A 25,574-nucleotide genomic window follows, 5' to 3' on the forward strand; every position below is an offset into this window, starting at 1 on the left:
TGCGAGAGAACTTGCCCAAAGGCTTTTTTACGACGCGCACCCCGTAGTCCTTGCGCAGCACATCGATGACGGCTTCAAACAGCCTGGCCTTCTCCTGCGCCTGCTCGAGCTGCACCTGCAGCGCCTTAATCTGCTGCTCGGGCGTGAGCGGTCCTTTGGTCTTGTCTAGTGGCATGGCTGCGGATGATGCCGCAGGACTCCAGCCCAGGCGGCCGTGCTTGCGCAGCCACACCAACACTGTCGAGCGGCCCTGAATGCCGTAGCGCTGCTGCGCCTCTTTGTACGTGAGCTCGCCTTTTTCTACCTGCTCCACCACCGCCAATTTAAAGGCCAGCGTGTAGTCGCGCTGCGTGCGTTTGACACTCGATTCCATGACACATGCCCTTTTGAAAGGTCCACGTGTCAACGCTGGGTAGGACGGGTCAAGCGCATGCAAAAAGCCCCTGACTCTTGCGAATCAGGGGCTTTTATTTGGTGCCGGAGAGATGAATCGAACACCCGACCTTCTCATTACGAATGATGGGATGGCTGTATTCGCCCCTGTTGATTGATGCTGATAGAATCTATATAAATCAACACGTTATAGGCATTTTTCTGGATGGGCAAACAGTTATAGCGTTGATTGAAATTCGGTTCTTTTCGGCAAACAGTCTTACATCTGCCCTTACATCCTGGCCGATGTAAGACCGCAAGGGGCACTACATGGCAAAGATTGCATTCACCGCTGGCCGGGTATCGGGGTTCAAGTGCCCGCCCGACAAGAAACAGGCTTTCATGTGGGATGTAACCGCGCCGGGGCTGGGGCTGCGTGCAACACCCGCCGGGAAACCCGCCTATGTGTTCCAGAGCGTGTACCAAGGCAAAGACATACGCCTGACCATCGGGAGCCCCACCGCCTGGAGCATTCCAGCCGCGCAAGCCAAAGCACGCGAACTGCAACGGTTGATTGATGAAGGCAAAGACCCCCGCGACCTGAAGCGTGACGCCCTGGCCGCCCAGGCCGAAAAGCTGGCCGCCGCCGCCGCCAAAGTGCAAGCCGACAAGGCCAAAGCCCTGACCGTGGGCGAGGTGTGGCCGCTGTATCTGGAAAATGGCAGACCCAAGCGCAAAGAAGCATGGAAGCCCGGCTACCGTGCCGACCTTGAAGCGATGGCCGCCCCAGGTGGTGAAAAGAAAAAACGAGGGCAGGGCACGACTAGGCCGGGGCCGCTGTACCCGCTGCTGGCACTGCCGCTGGCTGGCGTGAATGAGGACACACTGAAAAGCTGGTACGACCGCGAAGCCGTGGCAGGTAAGCACCAAGCCGCCCGCGCTCTGATGATGTTCCGGGGTTTCCTGCGCTGGTGTGCTGCCCGCCCTGAGTATCGGAACCTGACAGACCGCGATGCAGGCAAGGCAGCCGCCATTGTCGAGAACCTGCCCAGCAACACACGCCGCACCGACGCCCTAGAAGCGGCCCAGGTGCCCGGGTGGTGGGTTGGTGTGGAGCAACTGAGCAACCGCACCGCAAGCGCCTATCTGCGCGCCTTGCTGCTAACAGGCGCGCGCCGTGAAGAATTGGCCGCTCTGACGTGGGCGAATGTGGATTTTCAGTGGCGCAAGCTGACCATTGCCGACAAGGTGGACACCACCCGAACCATTCCCCTGAGCCCTTACGTGGCGCACATGCTGGCAACGCTGCCGAGGGTGGGGCCGTTTGTGTTCGCCAGCACGGGCAAGGCAGGGCGCATTACAGACACCCGCAACAGCCATGCAAAGGCCCTGCAAAGTGCTGCAATCGAGGGCCTGACAATCCACGGCCTGCGCCGTTCCTTTTCGCTGCTGGGTGAGGCTGCCGGGGCACCTGCTGGGGCTATTGCGCAAGTGATGGGCCACAAGCCAAGCGCAACAGCCGAGGGCTACAGGCCGCGCAGCATTGACGCCCTGCGCCCGTTTCTGGAACAAATAGAGGCGCATATTCTGAGCCTTACCGGTGTGCAGTTTGATTCCCAGGCGGCACCCGGTGCGCTGCGCGCGGTGGCTTAAAGATAGCAAAAAAGCTATACTATGAACAATTGGACTGTGACATTGCACCCGCAGGCAGAGCCCGAATTGCAAGCACTTCCCGCCGATATGCAAGCCCGCTTTCTGCACATTGCCGAACTGCTGCGAGACTTTGGGCCGCAGCGTGTTGGACTGCCGCACATTCGCCCGCTGGAGGGCAAGCTGTGGGAAATGCGAATGCAAGGCCGTGACGGTATCGCCCGCGCCGTGTATGCCGCCATCCAAGGCCGCCGCCTGCTGGTGCTATATGTGTTTGTGAAAAAGACCCAGACCACGCCCCGCAGCGCATTGGAGACAGCCCGCAAACGCCTGGAGGCCACAACATGAAAACCCTGAGAGACATCAAGCGCGAACTGCTGGCGAACCCTGCAACCCAGGCCGCCTACGAAAGCCAAGCCGCTGAATTCGACATGGCCCGTGAACTGATTGCAGCCCGTAGCCGCGCCGGACTGACGCAAAGCGACGTAGCCCAGCGCATGGGCACCACGCAAAGCGTGATTGCACGCCTGGAGGGGGGGAAGGGCACGCCATCTATGCGCACAGTGCAACGCTATGCCCAGGCAGTAGGAGCCCGTGCTGTGGTGCGTATTGAACCCCAGGCCGCCCACGCGTGACCGTTTCGCCCCAGCTAGGCAGGGCCGCAATCCTGCCGAAAAGCCGGTTCCTCCCGCTGGCCTGCTGGGGCTCCTATCAAGGGAGCGCATTCGGGAAGATGCATGGATTTCTCCGCTTGGGATTGGACAAATACTTTCCGCATTCACGATGCTGCCTGCTTAATCGCTGGTGTCATGCCTTTGTCAAAGCGATTTCCGACGAGCGAGGAGTTACCTCCGCAGGCGCGTCCAATCCTCATAGCACTTGGGGGTGCGTACTATGAATGGTTTTTTCAAACCAAGAATCCAGAACGCCCCAGAACTGTCGTCTTGGAAGGACTTCCAAATGACGATGGGACGCTGCCTACGTTTCCCGTGCCAGGGGTACTGGCCGGCGAACTTGTTAGCCGTGCGGCACTACACAGCTACATCACCGCCACGGGACGGAAGTCCGCTTATAGCTTCGGCCCGATAGATTCGACTGAGGTCGCAGCGCAGCACCAACCCGCAGCAGCACCAGCACGGCCTCGGGCCCATAACCGTGCCGCTTCCGATGCCAGCAACTGGAAAGCTAAGGCGCAATCCCGCGCCGCTGAAATCATCACTCATCAGAAGGCAAAAGACCTTTATCCCAGCCAGCAGCACATAGCCGACCAAATCGCCCGCGAGTTCCGCGATGCTGGCGTGGTGGGCGCCGATGGCAAGCCGCTGACCGGCGCCTACATCAAACGCCATGCGCTGCAAGGAATAACAAGCGACGTGGGCAAGCGCCTATCAACTTCAAATCGCCGGGGCAAATAGGGCAACCAATTCCGGGGCAACGTCTTGCCCCGTGAAAGAAAGCATCCATGCGGGTTTGCAGGGCGTTAGTGTCGTTTTGAGGGCAACGCTTGCCCCGAAAAAAGTTTGCCTATACCCGGCCTGTGCTGCCGGGCTGAAAGCAAACTGCGATGCAAACAACCCAACACTGCGCAGAGACCCGCCGCGCTGCTACTGAGCCCCACCAGTTCCCGTCGCTGGACCTGGTCAACCGCCCCACGGTTCCGACCGAGCAGGCAGCGTATTACCTGAACCGCCGTCCGCAGACCATGCGCGGTTGGGCATCCGCCGAGACCTTCCCTGATGGCCTGCGCCCCGTGCGCATAAATGGCCGCTTGGCCTGGCCGGTTTCGGGCATTCGTTCCGCGCTGGGAGTTCAGTAATGCGCGCCGCAATCAATCGCCTGCTGCTGGCGTTGTGGTGTGCAGCCCCTTCCCGCTGGTTTCAACGTGGGAGGGCTGTCAAATGAAAACGCCCCGTTCCACCAAAGCAGAACAGAGCGCCCGAAGCAAGCGTGAGTTTACCGGAACCGACAACCCGCGCCACCTTCGCGCCATAGCCGTGTTGCTGCGCCGTCCAGTCCCGCGCGAGCAAATCGATAGCATCGCGGGATGCTCCAACGGGCCGGACCTGATTGCCGACCTGCGCCGCCGTGGTTTGGGTGATGACCACCTCCCATGCGAACGCATCAAGTTCATTGACCGCGACGGCAACCTGTGCCGCCCAGGCGTCTACAGCCTGACGGAAAAAGGCCGCCGCATGGTGTACGCATGGATGGCCAAGCGCAAGCAAGGCGGTGCTGTATGACCACGATGTCCGAGCAACTTTCGTTTCTGCCACCCCCGCCGTTTTGCCCCACATGGCCCAAGCGTGGAACCCTGGCAGACCGTGCCCTAGGAATGCTGATGGATGGCCGCCTGATAGACCATCCCGACTTTGAGAACAGCACGCAATCCTGGCGCTTGGGTGCCGTGATTTTCACGCTTCGCGCTTTGGGCTGGCCGGTGGAAACCATCGAGGTTCCAAGCCCCACGGAACATAGCCCCGACCGAATCATTGCGCTGTACCGCCTTGACGGGAAATACACCGCGCAAGCCCTAGCGATGAATGGGGGTGAAACTTGATGGCCGCAGACACTGCTCGTGCCCATGATGCACTTTTCGCCATCCCGCCGGACCTGCCCCGCGATGAGTGGGTTCGTGCTGGCATGGCTGCACAAGCTGCGGGCCTTGACTTCGACACGTTCAACGATTGGAGCGCCCAGGCCGGGAACTACGACGAACGCGCCGTCCGTGACACCTGGCGCAGTTTCAAACTGGGTACGGGACTGGGCGCTGGGACATTGTTTCGCGTGGCTGCTGCACATGGCTGGCGAATGGGTAAGGGCAAGCCCCAAAAAAGGCCCATTCGAGCCCCCAAAAAGGCCGTAGAGCCGTCGCGCAAGCCCGCCCCAGGCATGAGCCCTGACGAGGTGTGGGCACGCTGCGAACCTGCGACCGCACAGCACGGCTACATCGTGGCGAAGGCCGCCGCCGGGGTACCGCTGGATACCCTTCGCGTTCTGCCTGCTGGCGATGCCCTGCGCATTGCCGGGCAGAGCATGGCCGGTGCGCTGGTACTGCCTGCCTTTGCGCCCGATGGCGCATTGCAAAGCCTGCAACTGATACCGCCGCCCGGTGCTGGTAAAAAGCTGAACCTGCCCGGTGCGCCGATGGCCGGGGCATCCTTCACGGTGGGCGAGTTGGTGCCCGGTGCGCCCGTGGCTTTGTGCGAGGGTGTGGGCACTGCATGGGCCTGCTGGCGGGCTACCGGGCATCCTGCCGTGGCGTGCTTTGGCTGGGGCAATGTGGGCAAGGTGGCCGAAGCCCTGCGCCAGCGTGACACATCCGCCCGGCTGGTGCTGGTGCCTGACACGGGCAAGGAATCAGACGCCGCAGAGATTGCCCAGGCCGTGGGCGCTGCCGTGGCCTACATGCCCCAGGGTGAGCCGCAGAACTTCGACGCAAACGACCTTGCGCAGCGTGACGGGCACGATGTATTGGCCGGGCTGCTGGAGGCAGCAACAGCGCCGCCCAAGCCTGAGCCCCGTTACAAGCTGCTGGGGGCTGATGAGCTGCGCAACCTGCCACCGCTGGCGTGGCGTGTGCGTGGTGTGCTGCCTGCCGTGGGGCTTGCTGCGCTGTATGGCCCGAGCGCATCCGGTAAATCATTCCTGGCCTTCGACATGGCCGCCGCCATTGCTGAGGGGCAACGCTGGTTTGATTGCCGCGTAGAGGCTGCGCCCGTGGTGTATGCCGCGCTGGAGGGTGAAGCCGGGTTCAAGCTGCGTGCCCAGGCATGGGAGACAAGCCGGGGCCGGGCCCTGCCCGATAGCCTGCGCATAATGCTGCAACCGTTCAAGCTGACCGACTCCCAGGACGTGATAGACCTTGCCGACGTGGTGCCTCGTGGCGCTGTGGTGGTGCTGGACACCTTGAACCGCGCCGCGCCCACTGCCGACGAAAACAGTTCACGCGACATGGGCGAGATTCTGGAGGCAGCAAAGACCCTGCAAACCCTGACCGGTGGGCTGGTGGTGCTGGTTCACCACACGGGGAAGAATGCCGCCGCTGGCCTGCGTGGGCACAGTTCGCTATTCGCTGCGATGGATGCCGCCATCGAGGTTTCACGCGAGGGCGACCGCCGGGAATGGAAGGTGACGAAAAGCAAGGACGGGCAGGACGGAACCGCGCACCAATTCAAGCTGCAAGTAGAGGCGCTGGGAACTGAGCCGACCGGGGAGGCCATTACATCGTGCGTGGTGGTGCGAGATACCGCCGTGGAGGATGTGCGAGCCGTGAAGCTGCCCCAGGGTGGCAATCAACGGGTGATTCTTGATGCCCTGCGCGAACTGCTGCAAAAGGCCGGGCCATTCAATCCGCTGGGTGCGCCTGCATCCTGCCCGCCGGGCCGCCCTGCTGTGGAATTGGAGGTGATGCTGCCCCGCCTTGCCGAGCGCCTGACAGTGGCACCAGACCGCAAAACAGAACGCGCCAGAGATGGAATTACCGGGCTGGTTTCGCGTGGTGTGGTGGGGTGTGACAAGGGGTGGATATGGCTTGCTTGATACCCCGAAATTCCCCGTTTTTCCCCGTTTCGGGGATTCCCAGGCCCGAAAATCCCCGCCCCCCCTATAAGGGGGGAGGATTCCGGGGAGAAATTCCGGGGGAAGGGGGTTTGCAATGAATGCTGACCTTTTCGGCCTGGAACAACAGACACCCCGCACCAACATCCGCCCCGAAGCTGGCCGAGTCTGTGGAGTCGGATTCCATCGCTGCAGCGTACGCCAGTCCCCAACCTGATTTCTGGACTGATTGCGGACAACCTGCGACCATCCCCAGCATGACACCCAAGTCCATCAAACCGCACACCCGTCTGGGCCATATCGAAGTGCAAACCCAGGACGGCCCCGCGCGGCTGCTGGTGAAGCGGCACTGCGACGCCAGCAATGTCAGCGGTGCAGCCTACGGCCTGGACTGGTGGCGCACACCCGAAGCCCCAAAAAAGGGGCGCATGCGTCGGATGCTGAATGCGCTGCTACGACCTGACAAAACCTGACATTGCGCAGCAGCCAACGTAGCACAGCTGTGGGAGAGCGCCGGCGCAGCACAGTTGCAAGCCGAATGTATGCAGCCCAGAGTTTTCCGAACAGTACGCGCGGGCGCGCGAGGCAGAGGCCGCCACACAGGACTGGCTCAAACCACCCAGCATCCACGATTCCCAGGTTGGTTCACTTTGGAGGAAACCCCCGCACTAGGCGCCATCTACCGTTCGACTGCCTCGCGTAGATTTGTCCCTTCCCCCAGCCAATGCTGTGACCGTGTTTCTCAAAGCAGCTTGGACACATATTCACCCATCCCGCCTGACTTCGAAGACCACCGTCAACGAAAAGTTTCACCTCATTCAGGGAACGTTGGCACAGGTCACAGTCCTCGATACCGTAGGCATAGGCCGGCTTCCTTCGATTCACCTCAGCAACATCCACCAATTGCGCCAACGTCCGGCCCGATGCATCGACGGGTATGACCTGTAATGGGGGCTCCGCCTCTTCCTCTTCCTCTTCCTCTTCCTCTTCGTCGAGTAGCGCGTTCTCTGAATCGGTCACTTGAATTCCATAGGCGTCTGCTGAAAAGTCGATTGACTGAGCTGCATCTGGGAAGGATTGGACATCTGGGACGATTCCCAGTCCATCAAGGTAGTCGTCGAACTCTGTAGGCCCACCGGGTTCGGCGACCCAGGCCATGGTTGAAAACGTGTCGCCGCCGGTACTTGGACGGTAAAAGTGACCGCCACTCGAAATGGCAATTTGATGGTCTTCAATCTTCAACGTCCACCAGTGGTACGTTGTAATTTCTCCGAATTTGCGACGAGGCCCGGTGATTTCAACAGTGATTTCCATCGCTTCCGAAACCCGGGGGAGTCGGGAAAAAACATGCAGAACCTTGGCGACGCTCACCAATTGCGAAGGATGCAGCACGTTGGGTTGCGTCAACTTGGTCAGCAGATTTTTTGCGGCAGAAACGATGCTCAGGTCGAATCCATCCAACTCGTACCTTGATGATTTCCTGGAATTCATCGTGGCCCCCCTGGTCTGCTGACTGCAGCATCAGAAGTGTCGAATCGAGTTTCGGCAAGAGTCGCAGCGAGACGGAGCATAGGTGGCGTCCTGAGGGTTGAGTGAACATTCGGTTGACTCGGGCTGCCTGACAGGCAGGACTGACCCAGTCTAAGGGCAAGATATTTCAACCTCCGCATTTCGTTCAATCGGGCTCTCGACGGGGCCGTGACCGACGCCGCTCATTTGGACCGGCAAAATCGCCACAACGCGCAGCAAGCGCCAAAGTTCGGATTCTCTGGCGCCAGTCGGGCCTCATGCCGTGCAAAAATGCCTGCGGTACAAAAACACACAGGTCCGCACGCATGCTCACAGGCGAATTACGCAGCCAAATCGACGCCATCTGGAACTCGTTCTGGTCGGGTGGCATCTCCAACCCGCTGGAGGTGATGGAGCAAATCACTTACCTGCTGTTCCTGCGCCGCCTGGACGACCTGCACACCCTGGAAGAAAACAAGTCTGTGCGGCTGGGCAAGCCCATGGAGCGGCGGATTTTCCCGGATGGGGCTGACGCCAAAGGGCGCGACTACAACGACCTGCGCTGGTCGCGCTTCAAGAACTTTGCGCCGGCCGAGATGTTCACAGTGGTCGGCGAGCATGTGTTTCCCTACCTGCGCAGCATGGGCGGCGACGGCTCCACCTATGCGCACCACATGAAGGATGCGCGCTTCACCATCCCGACGCCAGCATTGCTGGCCAAGGTGGTGGACATGCTGGACCATGTGCCCATGGAGGACCGCGACACCAAGGGCGACCTGTATGAGTACATGCTGGGCAAGATTGCCAGCGCCGGCCAGAACGGCCAGTTCCGCACGCCGCGTCACATCATCCGGCTGATGGTGGAGCTGACGGCCCCCACCGCCAAAGACGTGATTTGTGACCCGGCCAGCGGAACTTGCGGCTTCCTAGTGGCGGCCGGGGAGTACCTGCGCGAGATGCACCCGGAAATCCTGCGTGACGCCCAGGCCCGTGAGCATTTCCACCACGGCATGTTCCACGGCTACGACTTCGACAACACCATGCTGCGCATTGGCAGCATGAACCTGGCTTTGCACGGGGTGGACAACCCCGACATCCGCTACAAGGACTCGCTGGCGCAGGACCATGCGGGCGACGAGGAGAAATACTCGCTCATTCTGGCGAACCCGCCATTTGCCGGGTCGCTCGACTATGAGAACACAGCCAAGGACCTGCTGGCCATCGTCAAGACCAAAAAGACCGAGCTGCTGTTCCTGGCCCTGTTCCTGCGGCTTTTGAAGCCCGGCGGCCGGGCGGCGGTTATCGTGCCGGACGGGGTGTTGTTTGGCTCCAGCAAGGCGCACAAGGAGCTGCGCCGGATGATGGTGGAAGAGCAAAAGCTCGACGCCGTCATTTCGCTGCCTGCCGGCGCCTTCAAGCCCTATGCCGGGGTGTCAACTGCCATCCTGCTGTTCACCAAGACCAACTCGGGTGGCACCGACAACGTCTGGTTCTACGACATGAAGGCCGATGGCTGGAGCCTGGACGACAAGCGCCAGCCGCTGCTGGCCGAGGACAAGCTGGGCGCTTCGCCGGCACAGGCCCTGAGCGATGAGGAACACGCCAAGAACAACCTACCCGACTTGCTGGCGCGCTGGAAGGCGCGGGACACGTCGGAGCTGGAGCGCGACCGCACGGACCAGAGCTTTTGCGTGCCCAAGGGCGACATTGAAGGCAACGACTACGACCTCTCCATCAACCGCTACAAGGAAGTGGTCCATGCGGTGAGCGAGCACCTGCCGCCGAAAGAGATTCTGGCCAAGTTGGCGGTGCTGGAGGCGGAGATTCAGGCGGGGATGAAAGAGCTTGAGGGGATGTTAAATTGACTGGCCTTGCATTCGCCAGGCTGGGTGATGTTGCACAGTATTTGCGTGGCATCAATTTCAAACCCGACGATGTTGTTCCCGTAGGGACGCCAGGAACGGTGGCCTGCATGCGGACAAAGAACATCCAGGAGTCGCTTGATTGCAGTGATGTATGGGGTGTGTCCGAGGGCTTTGTTCGGCGACCTGAACAAATTCTGAAAGAAGGCGACATTCTGGTCTCTAGCGCCAATAGCTGGAATCTCGTGGGCAAGTGTTGTTGGATACCGTCGTTGCCCTGGAAATCGAGCTTTGGTGGATTTGTTTCGGCGCTTAGAGCCGACCCAGCGCAGCTGTCCCCACGGTTTCTCTACTGGTGGTTTTCATCAGATAGAACGCAAGCCTTGTTGAGAAGTTTTGGACAGAAGACGACCAACATTTCCAACCTTAGCGCCGAACGCTGCATGAACCTGCGCGTTCCCCTTCCAGCGCTCCCCGAACAACGCCGCATCGCCGCCATCCTGGACCAGGCCGATGCCCTCAGAGCCAAGCGCCGGGAAGCTCTGGCGCAACTGGACAGCCTCACGCAGTCAATTTTCATTGAGATGTTTGGGGACCCGGTCAGCAACACCAAAGGCTGGCCGGATTCAACCAAGTTGGGCCAAGTAGCGCATATTGTTTCGGGGGTCACCAAGGGAAGAAATCTGACTGGCAAGACGACGCGGACCGTGCCCTACCTCGCAGTTGCAAATGTGCAAGACAAGTCGCTGAGTCTTTCTGCGGTCAAAGTAATTGAAGCTACCGAAGACGAGATTTCGCGTTACCGTTTGGAGTTGGATGACTTGCTCCTCACCGAAGGTGGCGACCCCGACAAACTTGGGCGCGGGACACTCTGGAAAAATGAACTCCCTGAGTGCATTCACCAAAATCACATTTTCAGGGTGCGCCTGACCAGTGACAAGCTGACACCCCTTTTCTTGAACTGGCTGGTGGGTAGTCAACGTGGGAAGAAGTTCTTCCTTCGTTCTGCCAAACAGACGACGGGTATAGCGTCCATCAATATGACGCAGCTTCGCAGCTTCCCTTTGCTGCTGCCCCCGATTGAACTCCAAAGACGTTTCACCCAACATGCTGCAGCCTTGGCTGAGCAGCAATCCAGTCATGTTGCATCCCTAGCGGCACTTGACGCACTGTTCGCCTCCCTCCAACACCGCGCCTTCCGAGGCGAACTCTGAATGAGCAACTTCGCCTTCCTCCAATCCGAGTGGTCTCTTTTGTTCGAGGCCGCCAGCAAGGCGGAAGGCATGGCGAACACGGATGCGCGAGCGTCGTGCTTTTATGCCCGGCGCACGCTGGAGCTGGCGGTGGACTGGCTCTACAAGCACGACAAGGCGTTTCGGCTGCCGTACCAGGACCAGCTCAGCGCTCTGATTCACGAGCCCAGCTTCCGGCAGGTGGTGGGCGATGCGCTGTTCACCAAGGCCCGGCTCATCAAGGACCTGGGCAATTTGGCGGTCCACAGCACGCGCAAGGTCGCGCCAAGCGACGCGCTGGTGGCCACGCGGGAACTCTTCCACTTCTGCTACTGGCTGGCGCGCACCTATGGCCAGCTGGCGAGGCCGGACCCAAGCCTGCAGTTTTCAGCCGCCTTGCTACCCAAGGCCACCGCCGCTCAGCCCCAGAGCCTGGATCAACTGCAAAAGCTCGAAACGCAACTGCATGAGCGTGACGAGAAGCTCTCGACCCTGCTGTCGAGCCAGGCCGTGCTGAATGCCGAACTGCAGGCGCTGCGCGAGCAGGTGGCCGCCGCCAAGAAGGCCAACACGGCCCAGCCCGACACCCACGACTACTCCGAGGCCGAAACCCGCGACTACTTCATCGACCTGCTGCTCAAAGAAGCCGGCTGGGAGCTGGACCAGAAGAACTTCGAGATTGAAGTCTCGGGCATGCCCAACAACGCGGGGCAAGGCTTTGTCGATTACGTGCTGTGGGGTGACGACGGCTTGCCGCTGGCGCTGGTGGAGGCTAAGCGCACCAAGAAGGACGCCAAGGTGGGGCAGCAGCAGGCCAAGCTCTACGCCGACTGCCTGGAAGCTCAGTACGGCCAGCGCCCGGTCATCTTCTATTCCAACGGCTACCAGCACTGGCTATGGGACGACGCCCGGTACGCGCCGCGCGCGGTGCAGGGGTTCTTCAAGAAGCCCGAACTGGAACTGATGGTTCAGCGCCGCGCCAGCCGCAAAAAGCTGGCGGACGCGGTGGTGAACGGCGACATCATCGAACGCTATTACCAGACCCGCGCCGTGCGCCGGATTGGGGAAACCTTTGAGGTGGACAACCAACGCAAGGCCCTGGTGGTGATGGCCACGGGCGCGGGCAAGACCCGCACGGTGATTGCGCTGGCGGATGTGCTGATGCGATGCAACTGGGCAAAGCGCGTGCTGTTCCTGGCGGACCGGGTGGCGCTGGTGAACCAGGCGGTGAACGCCTTCAAGACGCACCTGCCGGATTCATCGCCGGTGAATCTGGTGACCGAGAAGTACACCGAGGGCCGGGTGTTTGTGTCCACCTACCCGACGATGATGGGGCTGATTGACGACGCCTTTGACGGGCAGCGCCGGTTCGGGGTCGGGCATTTTGACCTCATCATCATCGACGAGGCGCACCGCTCGGTGTACCAGAAGTACCGGGCCATCTTCGAGTATTTCGATGCGCTGCTGGTGGGCCTGACGGCCACGCCCAAGGACGAGATTGACCACAACACCTACGGCCTGTTTGACCTGGAAAGCGGCGTGCCGACCGATGCCTATGGGCTGGACGAGGCGGTAGCTGACGGGTATCTGGTGCCGCCCAAGGCCGTGTCGGTGCCGCTGAAGTTCCAGCGCGAGGGCATCAAGTACGACGACCTCTCCGAGGCGGAGCAGGAGCAGTGGGATGCGCTGGAGTGGAACGAGGACGGCACCGCGCCCGATGCGGTGGATGCCACCGCCCTGAACAAGTGGCTGTTCAACACCGACACGGTGGACAAGGTGCTGGCGCACCTGATGACCAAGGGCCAGAAGGTGGCCGGCGGCGACCGCCTGGGCAAGACCATTGTGTTTGCCAAGAACAACGAGCACGCGGAGTTCATCGCCGACCGCTTCAACGTCAATTACCCGCACTACAAGGGCCATTTCGCCCGGGTGGTGACGTACAAGACGGAGTACGCGCAGAGCCTGATTGACGACTTTTCTGCAAAGGACAAGGCGCCGCACATTGCGCTGTCGGTGGACATGCTGGACACCGGCATTGACGTGCCGGAGGTGGTGAACCTGGTGTTCTTCAAGGTGGTGCGCTCCAAGACCAAGTTCTGGCAGATGCTGGGGCGCGGGACCCGCTTGTGCCGGGACCTGTTCGCGCCGGGCGAGGACAAACAGTTTTTCTACCTGTTCGACTACTGCCAGAACCTGGAGTTTTTCAGCCAGAACCCGGACCACGTCGATGGCGCGGGCGGTGAGGCGCTGGGCACGCGGCTGTTCAAGGCGCGGCTGCAGTTGGTGGCCGAACTGGACCACCGGGTGGCCGCCGGCTTCGTGGTGGCAGAACCGCCCCCACCCTTTGGCGCACCTTATGACGACGCGCAGTTGCGCAGTGACGTGGCCGGCTTTCTGCACCAGCAGGTGGCGGCCATGAACATGGACAACTTCGTGGTGCGGCCGCAGCGCCGGCTGGTGGAGAAATACGCGAAGCCGCAGGCGTGGAAGACGCTGGGGCCTGACGACTTTGCCGAACTGGCAGACGGCGTGGCCGACCTGCCGACGGAGTTCGTCGATGACGACGAGGAGGCCAAGCGGTTCGACCTGCTGGTGCTGCGCACGCAACTGGCCATTCTGCAGGCGCTGCCGGGGTTCGATGGCCTGAAAGAAAAGATTCAAAGCATCGCCAGCGCGCTGGAGGAGCAGGACGCCATTCCCGCCATCAAGGCGCAGATGGTGCTGATTCAGTCCCTGGTCGGTGAGGAATGGTGGGAAGACGTGACCGTGGCCATGCTGGAGACGGCGCGCAAGCGGCTGCGGGCGCTGGTCAAGCTGATTGAGAAGGGCAAGAAGAAGGTCGTCTACACCGACTTCGAGGATGAGCTGGGCGACGAGACCGCGATTGAGTTGCCGCAGGTCGGCACGGGCATGAATCTGGCGAAGTTCAGGGACAAGGCGCGGCAGTTCCTGAAGGCGCATGCAAGCCATGTGTCGCTGCAGCGCCTGCGCCGCAACCAGCCGCTGACGCCCACGGACCTGACGGAGCTGGAGCGCATGCTGGTGCAGGCGGGCGGGTCACCGGAGGTCATCGAGCAGGCCAAGGCGCAAAGCCACGGCCTGGGCATCTTCATCCGCTCGCTGGTGGGGCTGGACAGCGAGACGGCACGGCAGGCGTTCAGCCAGTTCGTCGCCGGCACGACCGCCACGGCCAGCCAGATTGAGTTCATCGACCTGGTGGTGCAGTACCTGACGGAGAACGGTGTGATGGAGCCGGCGCGGCTGTATGAGTCGCCGTTCATCGACATCAATGACAAGGGGCCGGAGGCGATTTTCCTGCCCGCCAGGGTGGATGAGATGGTGCGGGTGCTGGAGGGGATTCGGGAGCGGGCGGTGGCTTGATGAGCACGCACAGCATTGCGTGACTCTGCGCATAAAGACCATGTGCGTCTGACCTGAGTTGAGCGGACCTGAGCTGCCGGCGAGCCTTAACGGCGTTGCACCCGTGGCTGTGTATTCCACCGGTCTTTAGGCCGGTCAGCGCGCTGGGTTTTGCTGTGCAGCAGGACGTGGTGCATGTGCACGGCGAGGACCGGGGTCCCTGGTGCGGACATACAGCGCACGGGGACGGAGAGGCGCCGCAATCGGCAGTTTTTCAGCATCGCCCACTGATTGTTGGCGACCGCAGACAGCAAGGTATCCATGCTGGTATCCACGCAATCGGGCATTTGCTGGATGTTTACCAGCGCATGGTTAACAAGCAGGTAAACGCGAAAGCGCAAGTTGTCTGAAGAGCGCGTAACAGGCGCGGTAACAGCGAACAGCGCATTTCTGGAGTCTGAGAAAACCTCAGTTTCCAGCCGCAGGTTTCCAAGGTGTTTCCACGGAAACCCATGTTTTCAGCCGGTACGCATCACCTGGTGCGCAGGCCGGTACGCACGGAATCCTAGTTTTGTGCTGCGCAGCTTGACGCCATTGTTAGCGAGCGTTCAGGGGCTGGACCGCGCCGCTTGAACTACGAAAGCTTCGTAGTACCCGCAAACGGCTACTTGACGCCCACCGAAGCGTTGGTGAGATACAGACCCTCGCGCTCGGGAAGAACCACAGCGCTGGCAATCTCTTGTCTACTTTTGGCACCCGGCCCGCGCAGCCGACCACTACCTGCGTGCCGACCGCATCACGCGCCGCCGCTTACGTGTTTACTGCCGGCCCGCTCCCAAACATACCGAAGCCCTGCCGTGGGGCTTTTCTTTTGTCCGGCGCTGGGTGGTATTGCCGAAATCGTCTTACATCCGCCCTTACATCAAAGGGGAAAAGAAAAACCCCGCTATCTTTTGAATAGCGGGGTTTCCTTTACTCACTTGGTGCCGGAGAGATGAATCGAACACCCGACCTTCTCATTACGAATGAGCTGCTCTACCGACTGAGCTACACCGGCTTAGCCTCGAATTATAGCGTGGAATGGTAGCTGGTCACGCGCTCGACCTCATTTTTTGAGCCGAGGATCACGCTGACGCGCTCATGGAGCTGGGTGGGCTGGATGTCCAGGATGCGCTGCTTGCCATTGGTAGCGGCGCCGCCAGCTTGCTCGACGAGCCAGCCCATGGGGTTGGCTTCATACATCAGGCGCAGCTTGCCGGGCTTGTTCGGCTCGCGCTTGTCCCAGGGGTACATGAAGACGCCACCCCGGGTCAGGATGCGGTGCACATCGGCCACCATGCTGGCAATCCAGCGCATGTTGAAGTCCTTGCCGCGCGGGCCGTCCTTGCCCTGCAGGCATTCGTCGATGTAGCGCTTCACGGGCTCGTCCCAGTGGCGCATGTTGCTCATGTTGATGGCGAATTCCTTGGTGTCCTCGGGAATGCGCACGTTTTCTTCGGTCAGCACAAAGGAGCCCTGTTCGCGGTCGAGCGTAAACATGGCCACGCCATCGCCCACGGTGAGCACCAGGGTGGTCTGCGGGCCGTAGATGCAGTAGCCCGCGGCCACTTGCTGGGTGCCGGGCTGCAGGAAGTCGCCTTCCTCCACGCCGCGGTCACCATCGGGCTTTTTCAGCACGCTGAAGATGGTGCCGATGCTCACGTTCACGTCGATGTTGCTGGAGCCGTCCAGGGGATCGAACAGCAACAGGTATTCGCCTTGCGGGTAGCGGTTGGGCACCAGGTAGATGCCGTCCATTTCCTCGGACGCCATGGCCGCCAGGTGGCCGCCCCATTCGTTGGCTTCGATCAGCACCTCGTTGGCGATGATGTCGAGCTTTTTCTGGATCTCGCCCTGCACGTTTTCGCTGCTGGCCGTGCCCAGCACGCCGCCCAGCGCGCCTTTGTTCACGGCGTGGCTGATGCTCTTACAGGCGCGTGCCACCACTTCCAGGAGCAGGCGCAGTTGCGAGGGGATGAGTCCGTCCACCCGTTGCTGTTCAACAAGGTAGCGGGTCAGGCTGATGCTTTTTGCCATGTCGGTCTCTTCTCGGTCGTGGTTTATTCGGCGAGTGCGCGGGTCACCACCTCGCGCACGTCGTTGGACAGATCCGGCTTGGCGGCTACGCGGGCAATGGCTTCGCGCGCGGCGCTGCGCCACGGGTCGGCCAGCTTCTTCCAGCGGTCGAGCGCGCGCGCGAGGCGGGCCGCTACCTGCGGGTTGATGGCGTCCAGCTCGATCACACGGTCGCTCCAGAACACGTAGCCTGCGGCATCCGACCGGTGGAAGGCGCCGGGGTTTGCACTGCAGTAGCTGAAGATCACGCTGCGTGCGCGGTTGGGGTTCTTCAGGCTGAAGTCTGGATGCGCCATGAGCTGGCGCACTGCGGGCAGCACGTTGCCGCCACGGTCGGGCGCACCGGCCTGCAGCGCAAACCACTTGTCGATGACCAGGGGCTCGTCCTTGAACAGCGTATGGAAGCGGGCGAGGGCGGGTGTGGCCAGTTCGCTGCCGCTGGCCACCAGGGCAGTCAGGGCGTTGAAGCGGTCCGTCATGTTGGTGGCCACCTTGAAGCGTTGGTACGCCTTGCCGGGCCAGACCACGTCGCCCGTCTTCTGCGCGGCGATGCACAGCATGTGCAGCGCCAGCCCGCTGAGTGCGCGGCGGCCCGAGGACACAGGATCGGGACTGTAGCCACCGGTGTCCTGGTTCTGCTCCCAGGCCGCTTCCCAGTCGGCCTGCAGCGACAGGGCCAACTGCTCGCGCATGGCTTCGCGCACGGCATGGATGCGCTGTGGGTCCACCACCGCAAGCTGCTCTGCAATGTAGGTTTCGGATGGCAGCGTGAGCACCAGCTCCTTGAAGGCCGCGTCGAGCGCTGGGTTGCGCAGCACGCTGCGCATGGCATCCACAAATTCCGCAGCAAGAATTTGATGGTCAAATTGGCCGCTAGCGCTTGTCCCCATTGTGCTATCAGCTATTGCATTGATAGCGGTGCGAAGCGCAAGGCGTTGCCCTGCTTCCCAGCGGTTGAAGGCGTCGGCGTCGTGCGCCAGCAGGGTGAGCAACTGTGCATCGGTGTAGTCGATGTCCAGCACCACCGGGGCGCTGAAACCGCGCAGCAGCGACGGCACCGGCTCGGCGTCCAGGTTGGTGAAGGTCAGGGTCTGCGATGCCTCGGTGAGCACCACCACGCGCGAGGTGGTGGGGGCTGCGCCTTCTGCAGCGCCATCACCCGCGAGGTGCAAGGGCAGGGCGGCACCGGTGGTGGCATCGATCAGGCCCAGCTCGACCGGGATGACGAAAGGCTGCTTCTCGCTTTGGCCGGGCGTAGGGGCACAGCTTTGCGACAGGGTGAGCGCATAGCAGCGCGTGGCCGCGTCGTAGCGGCCCGTGGCGCGCACGCGGGGCGTGCCGGCCTGGCTGTACCAGCGCTTAAATTGGGCCAGATGCTGCGTGAGCGGGCTGCCTGGGTTGGCATCGGCGATTGCCTGCACAAAATCGTCGCAGGTCACGGCCTGGCCGTCGTGCCGTTCAAAGTACAGCTTCATGCCCTTGGCAAAGCCTTCGCGGCCCACCAGGTTGTGCTGCATGCGCACCACCTCGGCACCCTTTTCGTAGATGGTGACGGTGTAAAAGTTGTTGATCTCGACGTAGCTGTCGGGACGAACCGGGTGGGCCATGGGGCCCGCGTCTTCGGGGAACTGCGCCGTGCGCAGCACACGCACATCTTCGATGCGCTTGACGGCACGGGCCGAGGGGCTGCCCGCGAGGTCCATGCTGAATTCCTGGTCGCGGAAGACCGTGAGGCCTTCCTTCAGGCTCAGCTGGAACCAGTCGCGGCAGGTCACGCGGTTGCCCGTCCAGTTGTGGAAGTACTCGTGGCCCACCACGCTTTCGATGTTGGCGAAGTCGGTGTCGGTGGCCGTGGATTCGCTCGCCAGAACGTACTTCGTGTTGAAGATGTTCAGGCCCTTGTTCTCCATCGCGCCCATGTTGAAGTCGCTGGTGGCAACGATCATGAAGCGTTCCAGGTCCAGCGGCAGGCCGAAGCGGGCTTCGTCCCAGGCCACGCTGTACATCAGCGAGTTCATGGCGTGTTCGGTCTTGCCCAGATCGCCGGGGCGCACGTAGACCTGCAGCAGGTGGTCGGCGCCCGAGCGGCTCTTGATCTTCTGCTCGCGCGCCACCAGCTTGCCCGCCACCAGGGCGAACAGGTAGCAGGGCTTCTTGTGCGGGTCCACCCACTTGGCAAAGTGTCGGCCGTCTTCCAGGTCGCCGCTGTCCACCAGGTTGCCGTTGCTCAGCAGCACCGGGTACTGGGCCTTGTCGGCGCGCAGCGTGACGGTGTAGCTGGCCATCACGTCCGGGCGGTCCAGGAAGTAGGTAATGCGGCGAAAGCCCTCGGCCTCGCACTGCGTGAAGAAGGTGCCCTGGCTCACGTACAAGCCCATGAGCTGCGTGTTCTTGGCGGGGCAGCAGGTGGTGAAGATTTCGAGCGCAAAGGGCTCGGCGCCCTCCGGCAGGTTCTCCAGCACCAGGCGCGCGCCTTCCATCTTGAACGAGGTGCCCTGGCCGTTGACCAGCACGCGCGCCAGGTTCAGGTCATCGCCATCGAGCTTGAGCGGCTGCGCAGCCACATCGGGGTTGCGGCGCAGCGTCATGCGGTTGAGCACGCGGGTCTTGTTGGGGTCCAGGTCGAAGGTCAGCTCCACGCTGTCGATCCAGTAGGCGGGGGCCGTGTAGTCCTCGCGGCGGATGGCGGCGGCCGGGCCTGCGCCGTCTCCGCTTCCGTCTGCGCTATGCAGTTGCAACATGGATGCTCTCCAGAAAGTCGGTGTTCATGAGTTCGGTGTAGTCGCGCACGGCAGCCAGCACATGGGGCCCGGCCAGTTGTTCGGGCGTGTGGGTGCTGCAGATGGCCACGGCGCGCATGCCGGCGCGGCGTGCGGCCTCAATGCCAAAAGGCGCGTCTTCAAAAACGATGCAGTGCTCGGGGGCTGCCGCAATGCGGCGTGCCGCCTCCAGAAAGATGGCGGGCTGGGGCTTGCCAGGCAGGCCCTCGTCGCCGCGCACGATGGCCTGTGGGGCCGGTTCCAGGCCCAGGTGGCCCAGGGCGAATTCCACATTGCCGATGTCGCCCGCAGTACCCACGGCCACCTTGAGCCCGCGCGCGCGCACCTGGGTTGCGAACTGGCGAAAACCCGCCACTTCGGAAAAGCGGGGGGCGAACAGTTCGCGGTAGATGGTTTCCTTTTCGTGCGTGAGCGCGTCGGCCTCGTCTTGCGACACGGGGCGCCCCAGCAGCTCCACGATGCACTCGGTGCCGTTGCGGCCCGTGGTGCGTGCCATGAGATCGGGCACGTCAATGTCCATGCCACGGCGGCGTGCAAACTCGACCCACGCCTGGGCGTGCCAGGGCATGGAGTCGATCATGGTGCCGTCCATGTCGAAGATGATGGCGTCGGTGCGCATCCGCATCGCTTAGACGCCTTGCTTCAACGAAGCTTCGATGAAGGCGTCCAGGTCGCCGTCGAGCACCTTCTGCGTGGCCGAGATTTCGACGTTGGTGCGCAGGTCCTTGATGCGGCTGTTGTCCAGCACATAGCTGCGGATCTGGTGGCCCCAGCCCACATCGGTCTTGGTGTCTTCCAGCTTTTGCTGCTCTTCCTGGCGCTTGCGCATCTCGTGGTCGTACAGGCGCGAACGCAGGCGTTGCCAGGCGATGTCGCGGTTGCCGTGCTGGCTGCGGCCGTCCTGGCACTGCACCACGATGCCCGTGGGGATGTGCGTCAGGCGCACGGCCGAGTCGGTCTTGTTGATGTGCTGGCCGCCCGCGCCCGATGCGCGGTAGGTGTCAGTGCGCACATCGGCCGGGTTGATGTCGATCTGGATCGAGTCATCAATCTCGGGGTAGACGAACAAACTGGCAAAGCTGGTGTGGCGGCCGCCCGACGAGTCGAAGGGGCTCTTGCGCACCAGGCGGTGCACGCCGGTTTCGGTGCGCAGCAGGCCATAGGCGTATTCGCCCTCAACTTTGATCGTGGCGCTCTTGATGCCGGCCACGTCGCCCGGGGTTTCTTCCTCGACCGTGGTCTTGAAGCCCTTGCGTTCGGCGTACTTGAGGTACTGGCGCAGCAGCATGCTCGCCCAGTCGCATGCCTCGGTGCCGCCGGCGCCGGCCTGGATGTCCACAAAGCAGTTGAGCGGGTCGGCCTCGTTGCTGAACATGCGGCGGAACTCCAGCTCTTCGATCAGCGGGCGCAGCTTGGCGGTTTCGGCCTCGATGGTCATGAGGCCCGGCTCGTCGCCTTCCTCCTTGCTCATCTCATACAGCTCGGCGTTGTCGGCCAGCTCGCGCGTGAGCTTGTCGAGCGTGACGACCACACTGGAGAGAGACTTTTGTTCCTTGCCCAGCTCCTGGGCCTTCTTGGGGTCGTTCCAGACCGCAGGGTCTTCCAGCGATGCGTTTACCGTGCGCAGGCGTTCAAATTTGGCATCGAAGTCAAAGATACCTCCGTAACTCTTGCGTGCGCAGAGCCAGGTCGCTGAGGGTGGTGCCGATGAGGTTGATACGTTCTGCGTCCATGATTCTTGTCCTGAGTGTTCGGTGGAATAACCCGCGATTTTCTCATGGGATGGGCCACGGCCCCCTCAATGCCCCCTTGCTGGGCAACTGGACTGACAGAGGGCTTGCCAAACGGAGAATCTGTGGGGACAAAATTTCAAAAATGATAGCTGCTAGCGCTTTTTGGATAAGCGCTAGCGGCCAATTGGGCTCAAATTCTGGCTACGCTTCGTTCAGGAACTGCTCCATGAGCTGCGCCACCTGCTCGGGCTGGTCGTGGTGCAGCATGTGGCCCGCGTCTGCGACGACAGCGGTGCGGCAGTTGCGCACATGGGTCAGGCGCTGGTGGTATTCGTCCAGCGTGTACCGGCCGTTCCACCACTGGCCCAGGCTGTCGCCGCTGGCCTCTATGGCCAGCACGGGGGCGGTAATGCGCTCGTAGATGGCCAGGGCTTCGTCCACGCGATACAGCTGGGCGCTGGTGATCTTGTGCGCAGGGTCGCCCAGGATCTCCCACAGGCCCTGCGCGTTGGGTCGCGCCCAGTGCTGGGCCAGCCATTGCGCCTTGTCTTCCGACAGTCGCGGGTTGGTCTTCATGAGGCGGCGCGCCACGCCATCGGCGCTGTCGTAGGTCTTGAGGTCCTTGTTGCCCTGGTGCAGCTGCTTGATTTCGTCGATCCATTGCGCATAGCGCGTGGGCGCCTGCGCGGGCCGCGTGGCGGGCAAGCCGAAGCCTTCGAGGTTGACCAGCTTGCGCACGCGTTCGGGCCGCACACCGGCGTACATCATGGCCACGTTGCCGCCCATGCTGTGGCCAACGAGGTCGATGGCCTCGCCGGGCGCGTAGTGGTCCAGCAGCAGGTCCAGGTCGGCCAGGTAGTCGGCAAAAAAGTAATGGTCGGCCTGCGCGCTGGACGTGAGCCCGAAGCCGCGCCAGTCGGGCGCGATGATGCGCCGCTCTTGCTGCAGCGCGTCCACCGTGAACTGGTAGGAGGCGCTCACGTCCATCCAGCCGTGCACCAGCACCAGCGTGGGCAGATGGCTCTGCTCAGGGCCCCAGTGGCGGACGTGGTAATCGAGGTGGCGCAATGGCAGCGTGCTGCTGCGGGAGGGCTTGAGGGCTTGGTACATGGAGAGAAGGGCAGGGCGGTCAGTGTGGGGTGGGGCTGCGCAGGTGGCTGCAAAGCACGCATCCGGTGTGGCGGCAATGTTACGTCGGGTGCCAGCCAGCCGTGGGGCGGGGCCTGTCGCCTAGGTGGCTCAAGGTAGTGAGGGCTGCGCAGGCAGCGAAAGCCAGGGAGCGCGATGGAATGTGCCCCTCCAGGCAAAGGGCCTGCAACGGACAAAAGACGGATAAGACCCCTTGGGTATGGAAATTGCTGTTTTGACGCATATCAAGCAGCGCATCGTCGAATGTGCTGCGCCTATTCCCACGAAGAGGTCTTATCCGATGGCGTCCCCGTCTGCCTTGTCTCTGGACCTGTCCGCCCTGCAGCGGCGGCCGGTGTTCACCTCGGACGCGCGGGTGGATTCCCATGATCTGGTGGCCCGCGAGTTTTCGGACCACGGCCTTAAATGGTGCAGTGGTGCGGTGGACACTGCGTTGTCCAAGGTGCGCATCCGCCAGTTGCAGATGTTCATGCTGCAATACGGTGCAGAGGTGGAAATCCGCCCGCGCCCTTTCGATGATTTTGTCCTTGTGCATCTGTCGCTGTCGGGCGTGGCCGAGATGGTGTCGGATGGGGTACCGATCCGCCTGCCTGCGGGGGCCGCTGCGCTCATCGCGCCGCGCCGCGACCTGCACATGCGCTGGCAGCAGGGCGCGCGCCAGCTCATCCTCAAGGTGCCGTGCCAGTTGTTGCGGGCCTGGGCACCCGAATCTCTGCAGAACGACACCCGTTTTGTGCACCCCATCGTTGCGCTGTCCTCGGTGCAGGGGCAGCAGTGGCATTTTCTGATGCAGTCCCTGCTGCACGTGAGCCAGCAGACGGTGGAGAGCGCCGCCCAGGTGCGCTGGGTGGATCACATGGAGAGCAACGTGGCGCTGTTCCTTGCATCGTGTGCGCAGGGCATGCCGGTACCTATACAGCCTACGGTGCCACAGATCGAACTGCCTTCCAGTGCCGCTGCCGCAGGCGACCTGCGCCGCCTGGAGCGGCTGGATGACTACATGCGCAGCCGCCTCAGCGCCCCCGTGGCGCTGGAAGACCTGGCGCGTGCCGCTGGCGTGAGCGTGCGCGGGCTGAACATGCTGTGCCAGCGCCACCATGGCGAGTCCCCCATGGTGCTGTTGCGCAACCGCCGACTGGACGCCGTGCGTGCGCGGCTGCTGGAGCAGCCGGGCCACTGCGTGACAGATGCCGCGCTGGAATTTGGCTTTGGCCACTTGGGCCGCTTTTCGAGCTACTACCGCGAGCGCTTCGGCGAGCTGCCGAGCCAGACGGCTGGCGCGTAGTTTCACTGGCCACCACGACTGCTGCAGTCGCCTGCGTGGCGCAGGGGCTGTCGCATGCTCCGGCGTTGCACAACTCGCATCAGATTTGCAAGAACCGGACAGGCGTTGCGCGCACTGTGCCGATACTGGATAGCGCGAGTGTGCTTCGATTTTTAGCATGGAGGTATCCCCATCCAAGAGGTGTTGCCCATGTCTGAAATCCCGGTTGTTGAAGTCGCACCACCCGCCTCGCTGAAGGCCCAGCGCCAGGTGTTTTTCCCGCAGCCTGACGGCTCCAACGTGCCGTACCGGGTGTTCAGCGCGCAAGAGGTCTATGACCGCGAGCAGGAGCGCATCTTCCGTGGCCCCGTGTGGAGCTTTCTGGGCCTGGAGGCCGAGATCCCCAATGTGGGTGACTTCAAATCCACGTTCATTGGCGATACGCCCGTGGTGGTCACCCGCACCCCTGAAGGCCTTTCGTGCTGGGTCAACCGCTGCGCGCACCGTGGCGCCATGGTGTGCCGCGAAAAGCGCGGCAATGCCGCCAGCCACACCTGCGTGTACCACCAGTGGAGCTTTGCGGCCAATGGCGACCTGCAGGGTGTGCCGTTTCGCCGGGGCCAAAAGGGCATGGTGGGCATGCCCAAGGACTTCAAGCCCGAAGAACACAACCTGCACAAGCTGCGCGTGGACAGCTACAAGGGGCTGCTGTTTGCCACCTTCAGCGGCGAAACCCCACCACTGCCTGACTACCTGGGCGCCGAGATGCGCCCATGGATCGACCGAATCTTCCACAAGCCCATCGTCTACCTGGGCTGCACGCGGCAGTACTCCAAGTCGAACTGGAAGCTGTACTTCGAGAACGTGAAGGACCCGTACCACGCGAGCCTGCTGCACCTGTTCCACACCACCTTCAACATCTTCCGCGTGGGGATGAAGGCGCGCTCGATCCCCGATGCGAACCACGGCCTGCACAGCATCATCACCGTGACCAAGCCTGAGGTGGAGACGGATACCGCTGCGGCCTACAGCGCGCAGAACATCCGCTCGATGGACGAAGGCTTTGCGCTCGAAGACCCGACGCTGCTGGGGCAGATCAAGGAGTTCGATGAGATGACCACCAACCACATCCAGCCCATCTTTCCGCAGCTGGTGGTGCAGCAAATCCACAACACGCTGGTGGCGCGCCAGTTGCTGCCCAAGGGGCCCAGCAACTTCGAGCTGGTGTTTCACTTTTTTGGCTACGAGGACGACACGCCCGAGATGCGCGAGCTGCGCCTGCTGCAGGCCAACCTGGTGGGGCCTGCGGGCTATATCTCGATGGAAGACACCGAGGCCACCGAGCTGGTGCAGCGGGGCACGGTGCGCGATGGCGACAAGCACTCCTACATCGCCATGGCGCGCGAGGCGCCAGACCAGCAAGACACCGTCATCACCGAAAACCTGATCCGCCGCTTCTGGGTGGGCTACCAGAAGCTGATGGGCTATTGAGGAACCACGGAGATGACAACACAACTACAACGACTGCAACTGTGGACCGAGCTGCTGGAGCTGCAGCACCGCTATGTGAGCGCGCTGGACACCAACCGGCTGGAAGACTGGCCTGGTTTTTTTGTGGAGGACTGCCGCTACGAAATCATCCCCAAGGAGAACTTCGATGCGGGCTTTCCTGCGCCCATCGTGTACTGCCGCAACGCCGGCATGTTGCGCGACCGTGTGCTCTCCCTGCGCCACGCCAACATCTTTGAGGACCATGCCTATCGCCACGCCACGTCGGGCCTGGTCATCACCAGTGTGGAGGACGACGTGGTGCGCACGCAGTCGAGCTACATCGTGGTGATCACCGGTCAGGCCGGGGATTCCACCGTGTACCAGGCGGGCACCTACCTCGACGAGGTGGTGCAACACGAAGGCGAGTGGCGCTACCGCAGCAAGCGGGTGGTGTACGACACCTTGCGCGTACCCACCTTGTTGGCCACCCCCATCTGAGA

At 62.2% G+C, this 25,574-nt stretch carries 21 protein-coding genes, 1 tRNA gene and 1 pseudogene; 15 read left to right on the top strand and 8 right to left on the bottom strand.

All coding sequences use genetic code 11. From position 1 onward, the window contains the following. A pseudogene (locus NFX52_RS04010) lies at positions 1-373 on the bottom strand (helix-turn-helix domain-containing protein); the annotation flags it as partial. A gap of 329 nt (positions 374-702) precedes the next feature. On the opposite strand from NFX52_RS04010, the gene NFX52_RS04015 reads away from it, so the two are divergent. The 9 genes from NFX52_RS04015 to NFX52_RS04055 all read left to right on the top strand — a co-directional run bounded on the left by NFX52_RS04015 (position 703) and on the right by NFX52_RS04055 (position 7,052). Beyond that, entirely contained in the window at positions 703-2,025 is a 1,323-nt protein-coding gene (locus NFX52_RS04015; RefSeq protein WP_055402666.1) for a tyrosine-type recombinase/integrase, read from the top strand. Between the two features lie 21 nt (positions 2,026-2,046). Next, a complete protein-coding gene (locus NFX52_RS04020; RefSeq protein ID WP_055402664.1) occupies positions 2,047-2,370 on the top strand; it encodes a type II toxin-antitoxin system RelE/ParE family toxin in 324 nt (107 codons plus the stop codon). Then, positions 2,367-2,657 (top strand): helix-turn-helix domain-containing protein, encoded by a 291-nt coding sequence (locus NFX52_RS04025; RefSeq protein ID WP_055402662.1) that lies wholly within the window; start codon positions 2,367-2,369, stop codon positions 2,655-2,657. The genes NFX52_RS04020 and NFX52_RS04025 overlap by 4 nt, the downstream gene beginning before the upstream one ends. Positions 2,658-2,759: 102 nt before the next feature. Then, positions 2,760-3,437: a hypothetical protein gene (locus tag NFX52_RS04030; protein ID WP_156358892.1), complete on the top strand. Its 678-nt coding sequence runs from the start codon at positions 2,760-2,762 to the stop codon at positions 3,435-3,437. Between the two features lie 149 nt (positions 3,438-3,586). Continuing rightward, the gene (locus NFX52_RS04035) at positions 3,587-3,838 is read left to right on the top strand and encodes a hypothetical protein (protein ID WP_055402659.1); all 252 of its coding nucleotides are present in this window, start codon (positions 3,587-3,589) and stop codon (positions 3,836-3,838) included. An 82-nt stretch (positions 3,839-3,920) separates the two neighbouring features. After that, positions 3,921-4,262 (top strand): hypothetical protein, encoded by a 342-nt coding sequence (locus tag NFX52_RS04040; RefSeq protein WP_207401852.1) that lies wholly within the window; start codon positions 3,921-3,923, stop codon positions 4,260-4,262. Next, a complete protein-coding gene (locus tag NFX52_RS04045; RefSeq protein WP_207401853.1) occupies positions 4,259-4,579 on the top strand; it encodes a hypothetical protein in 321 nt (106 codons plus the stop codon). The genes NFX52_RS04040 and NFX52_RS04045 overlap by 4 nt, the downstream gene beginning before the upstream one ends. Continuing rightward, positions 4,579-6,561, top strand: coding sequence for an AAA family ATPase (locus tag NFX52_RS04050; RefSeq protein ID WP_082437673.1), 1,983 nt, complete (start codon positions 4,579-4,581; stop codon positions 6,559-6,561). The genes NFX52_RS04045 and NFX52_RS04050 overlap by 1 nt, the downstream gene beginning before the upstream one ends. Before the next feature lie 275 nt (positions 6,562-6,836). Beyond that, positions 6,837-7,052 (top strand): hypothetical protein, encoded by a 216-nt coding sequence (locus NFX52_RS04055; protein WP_055402655.1) that lies wholly within the window; start codon positions 6,837-6,839, stop codon positions 7,050-7,052. Between the two features lie 172 nt (positions 7,053-7,224). Here NFX52_RS04055 and NFX52_RS04060 read toward each other — a convergent pair whose 3' ends face one another. Further along, entirely contained in the window at positions 7,225-8,070 is an 846-nt protein-coding gene (locus tag NFX52_RS04060) for a hypothetical protein (protein ID WP_156358889.1), read from the bottom strand. Between the two features lie 344 nt (positions 8,071-8,414). Here NFX52_RS04060 and NFX52_RS04065 point away from each other — a divergent pair, with 344 nt between their 5' ends. From NFX52_RS04065 to NFX52_RS04075, 3 genes are read left to right on the top strand one after another with little or no spacing between them, the layout of a single operon-like run. Next, entirely contained in the window at positions 8,415-9,953 is a 1,539-nt protein-coding gene (locus NFX52_RS04065) for a class I SAM-dependent DNA methyltransferase (protein WP_055402651.1), read from the top strand. Further along, positions 9,950-11,164 (top strand): restriction endonuclease subunit S, encoded by a 1,215-nt coding sequence (locus NFX52_RS04070; RefSeq protein ID WP_238385808.1) that lies wholly within the window; start codon positions 9,950-9,952, stop codon positions 11,162-11,164. The genes NFX52_RS04065 and NFX52_RS04070 overlap by 4 nt, the downstream gene beginning before the upstream one ends. Further along, positions 11,165-14,563, top strand: coding sequence for a DEAD/DEAH box helicase family protein (locus NFX52_RS04075; protein WP_055402647.1), 3,399 nt, complete (start codon positions 11,165-11,167; stop codon positions 14,561-14,563). It abuts the gene before it with no gap. Between the two features lie 960 nt (positions 14,564-15,523). Here NFX52_RS04075 and NFX52_RS04080 read toward each other — a convergent pair. From NFX52_RS04080 to NFX52_RS04105, 6 genes are all read right to left on the bottom strand, one after another. Beyond that, positions 15,524-15,599 (bottom strand) — tRNA-Thr (locus NFX52_RS04080). Between the two features lie 11 nt (positions 15,600-15,610). Further along, entirely contained in the window at positions 15,611-16,618 is a 1,008-nt protein-coding gene (locus NFX52_RS04085; protein WP_055402642.1) for a class 1 fructose-bisphosphatase, read from the bottom strand. 23 nt (positions 16,619-16,641) lie between these two features. Next, entirely contained in the window at positions 16,642-19,398 is a 2,757-nt protein-coding gene (pepN, locus tag NFX52_RS04090) for an aminopeptidase N (protein WP_055402640.1), read from the bottom strand. Further along, a complete protein-coding gene (locus tag NFX52_RS04095) occupies positions 19,382-20,056 on the bottom strand; it encodes an HAD family hydrolase (protein ID WP_055402639.1) in 675 nt (224 codons plus the stop codon). Before NFX52_RS04095 ends, pepN begins: the two co-directional genes overlap by 17 nt. Before the next feature lie 9 nt (positions 20,057-20,065). Next, positions 20,066-21,170 (bottom strand): peptide chain release factor 2 gene (prfB, locus tag NFX52_RS04100; protein ID WP_121420455.1). Its coding sequence is split into 2 segments (ribosomal slippage): positions 20,066-21,088 and positions 21,090-21,170, totalling 1,104 coding nucleotides; the frame shifts between segments, so codons are not numbered across the junction. A 201-nt stretch (positions 21,171-21,371) separates the two neighbouring features. Then, on the bottom strand, positions 21,372-22,280 hold the full coding sequence (locus NFX52_RS04105; RefSeq protein ID WP_055402634.1) for an alpha/beta fold hydrolase: 909 nt from the start codon (positions 22,278-22,280) through the stop codon (positions 21,372-21,374). A 319-nt stretch (positions 22,281-22,599) separates the two neighbouring features. On the opposite strand from NFX52_RS04105, the gene NFX52_RS04110 reads away from it, so the two are divergent. The 3 genes from NFX52_RS04110 (at position 22,600) to andAd (ending at position 25,572) form a co-directional block, all read left to right on the top strand. Next, positions 22,600-23,604: an AraC family transcriptional regulator gene (locus tag NFX52_RS04110; protein WP_055402631.1), complete on the top strand. Its 1,005-nt coding sequence runs from the start codon at positions 22,600-22,602 to the stop codon at positions 23,602-23,604. A 189-nt stretch (positions 23,605-23,793) separates the two neighbouring features. Continuing rightward, positions 23,794-25,074 (top strand): anthranilate 1,2-dioxygenase large subunit AndAc, encoded by a 1,281-nt coding sequence (andAc, locus tag NFX52_RS04115; protein ID WP_055402630.1) that lies wholly within the window; start codon positions 23,794-23,796, stop codon positions 25,072-25,074. 12 nt (positions 25,075-25,086) lie between these two features. Continuing rightward, positions 25,087-25,572, top strand: coding sequence for an anthranilate 1,2-dioxygenase small subunit AndAd (gene andAd, locus NFX52_RS04120; protein ID WP_055402627.1), 486 nt, complete (start codon positions 25,087-25,089; stop codon positions 25,570-25,572). Positions 25,573-25,574: the final 2 nt, after the last annotated feature.

It is taken from the genome of Acidovorax facilis (assembly GCF_023913775.1).
In the GTDB taxonomy this organism is placed as follows: domain Bacteria; phylum Pseudomonadota; class Gammaproteobacteria; order Burkholderiales; family Burkholderiaceae_C; genus Acidovorax; species Acidovorax facilis.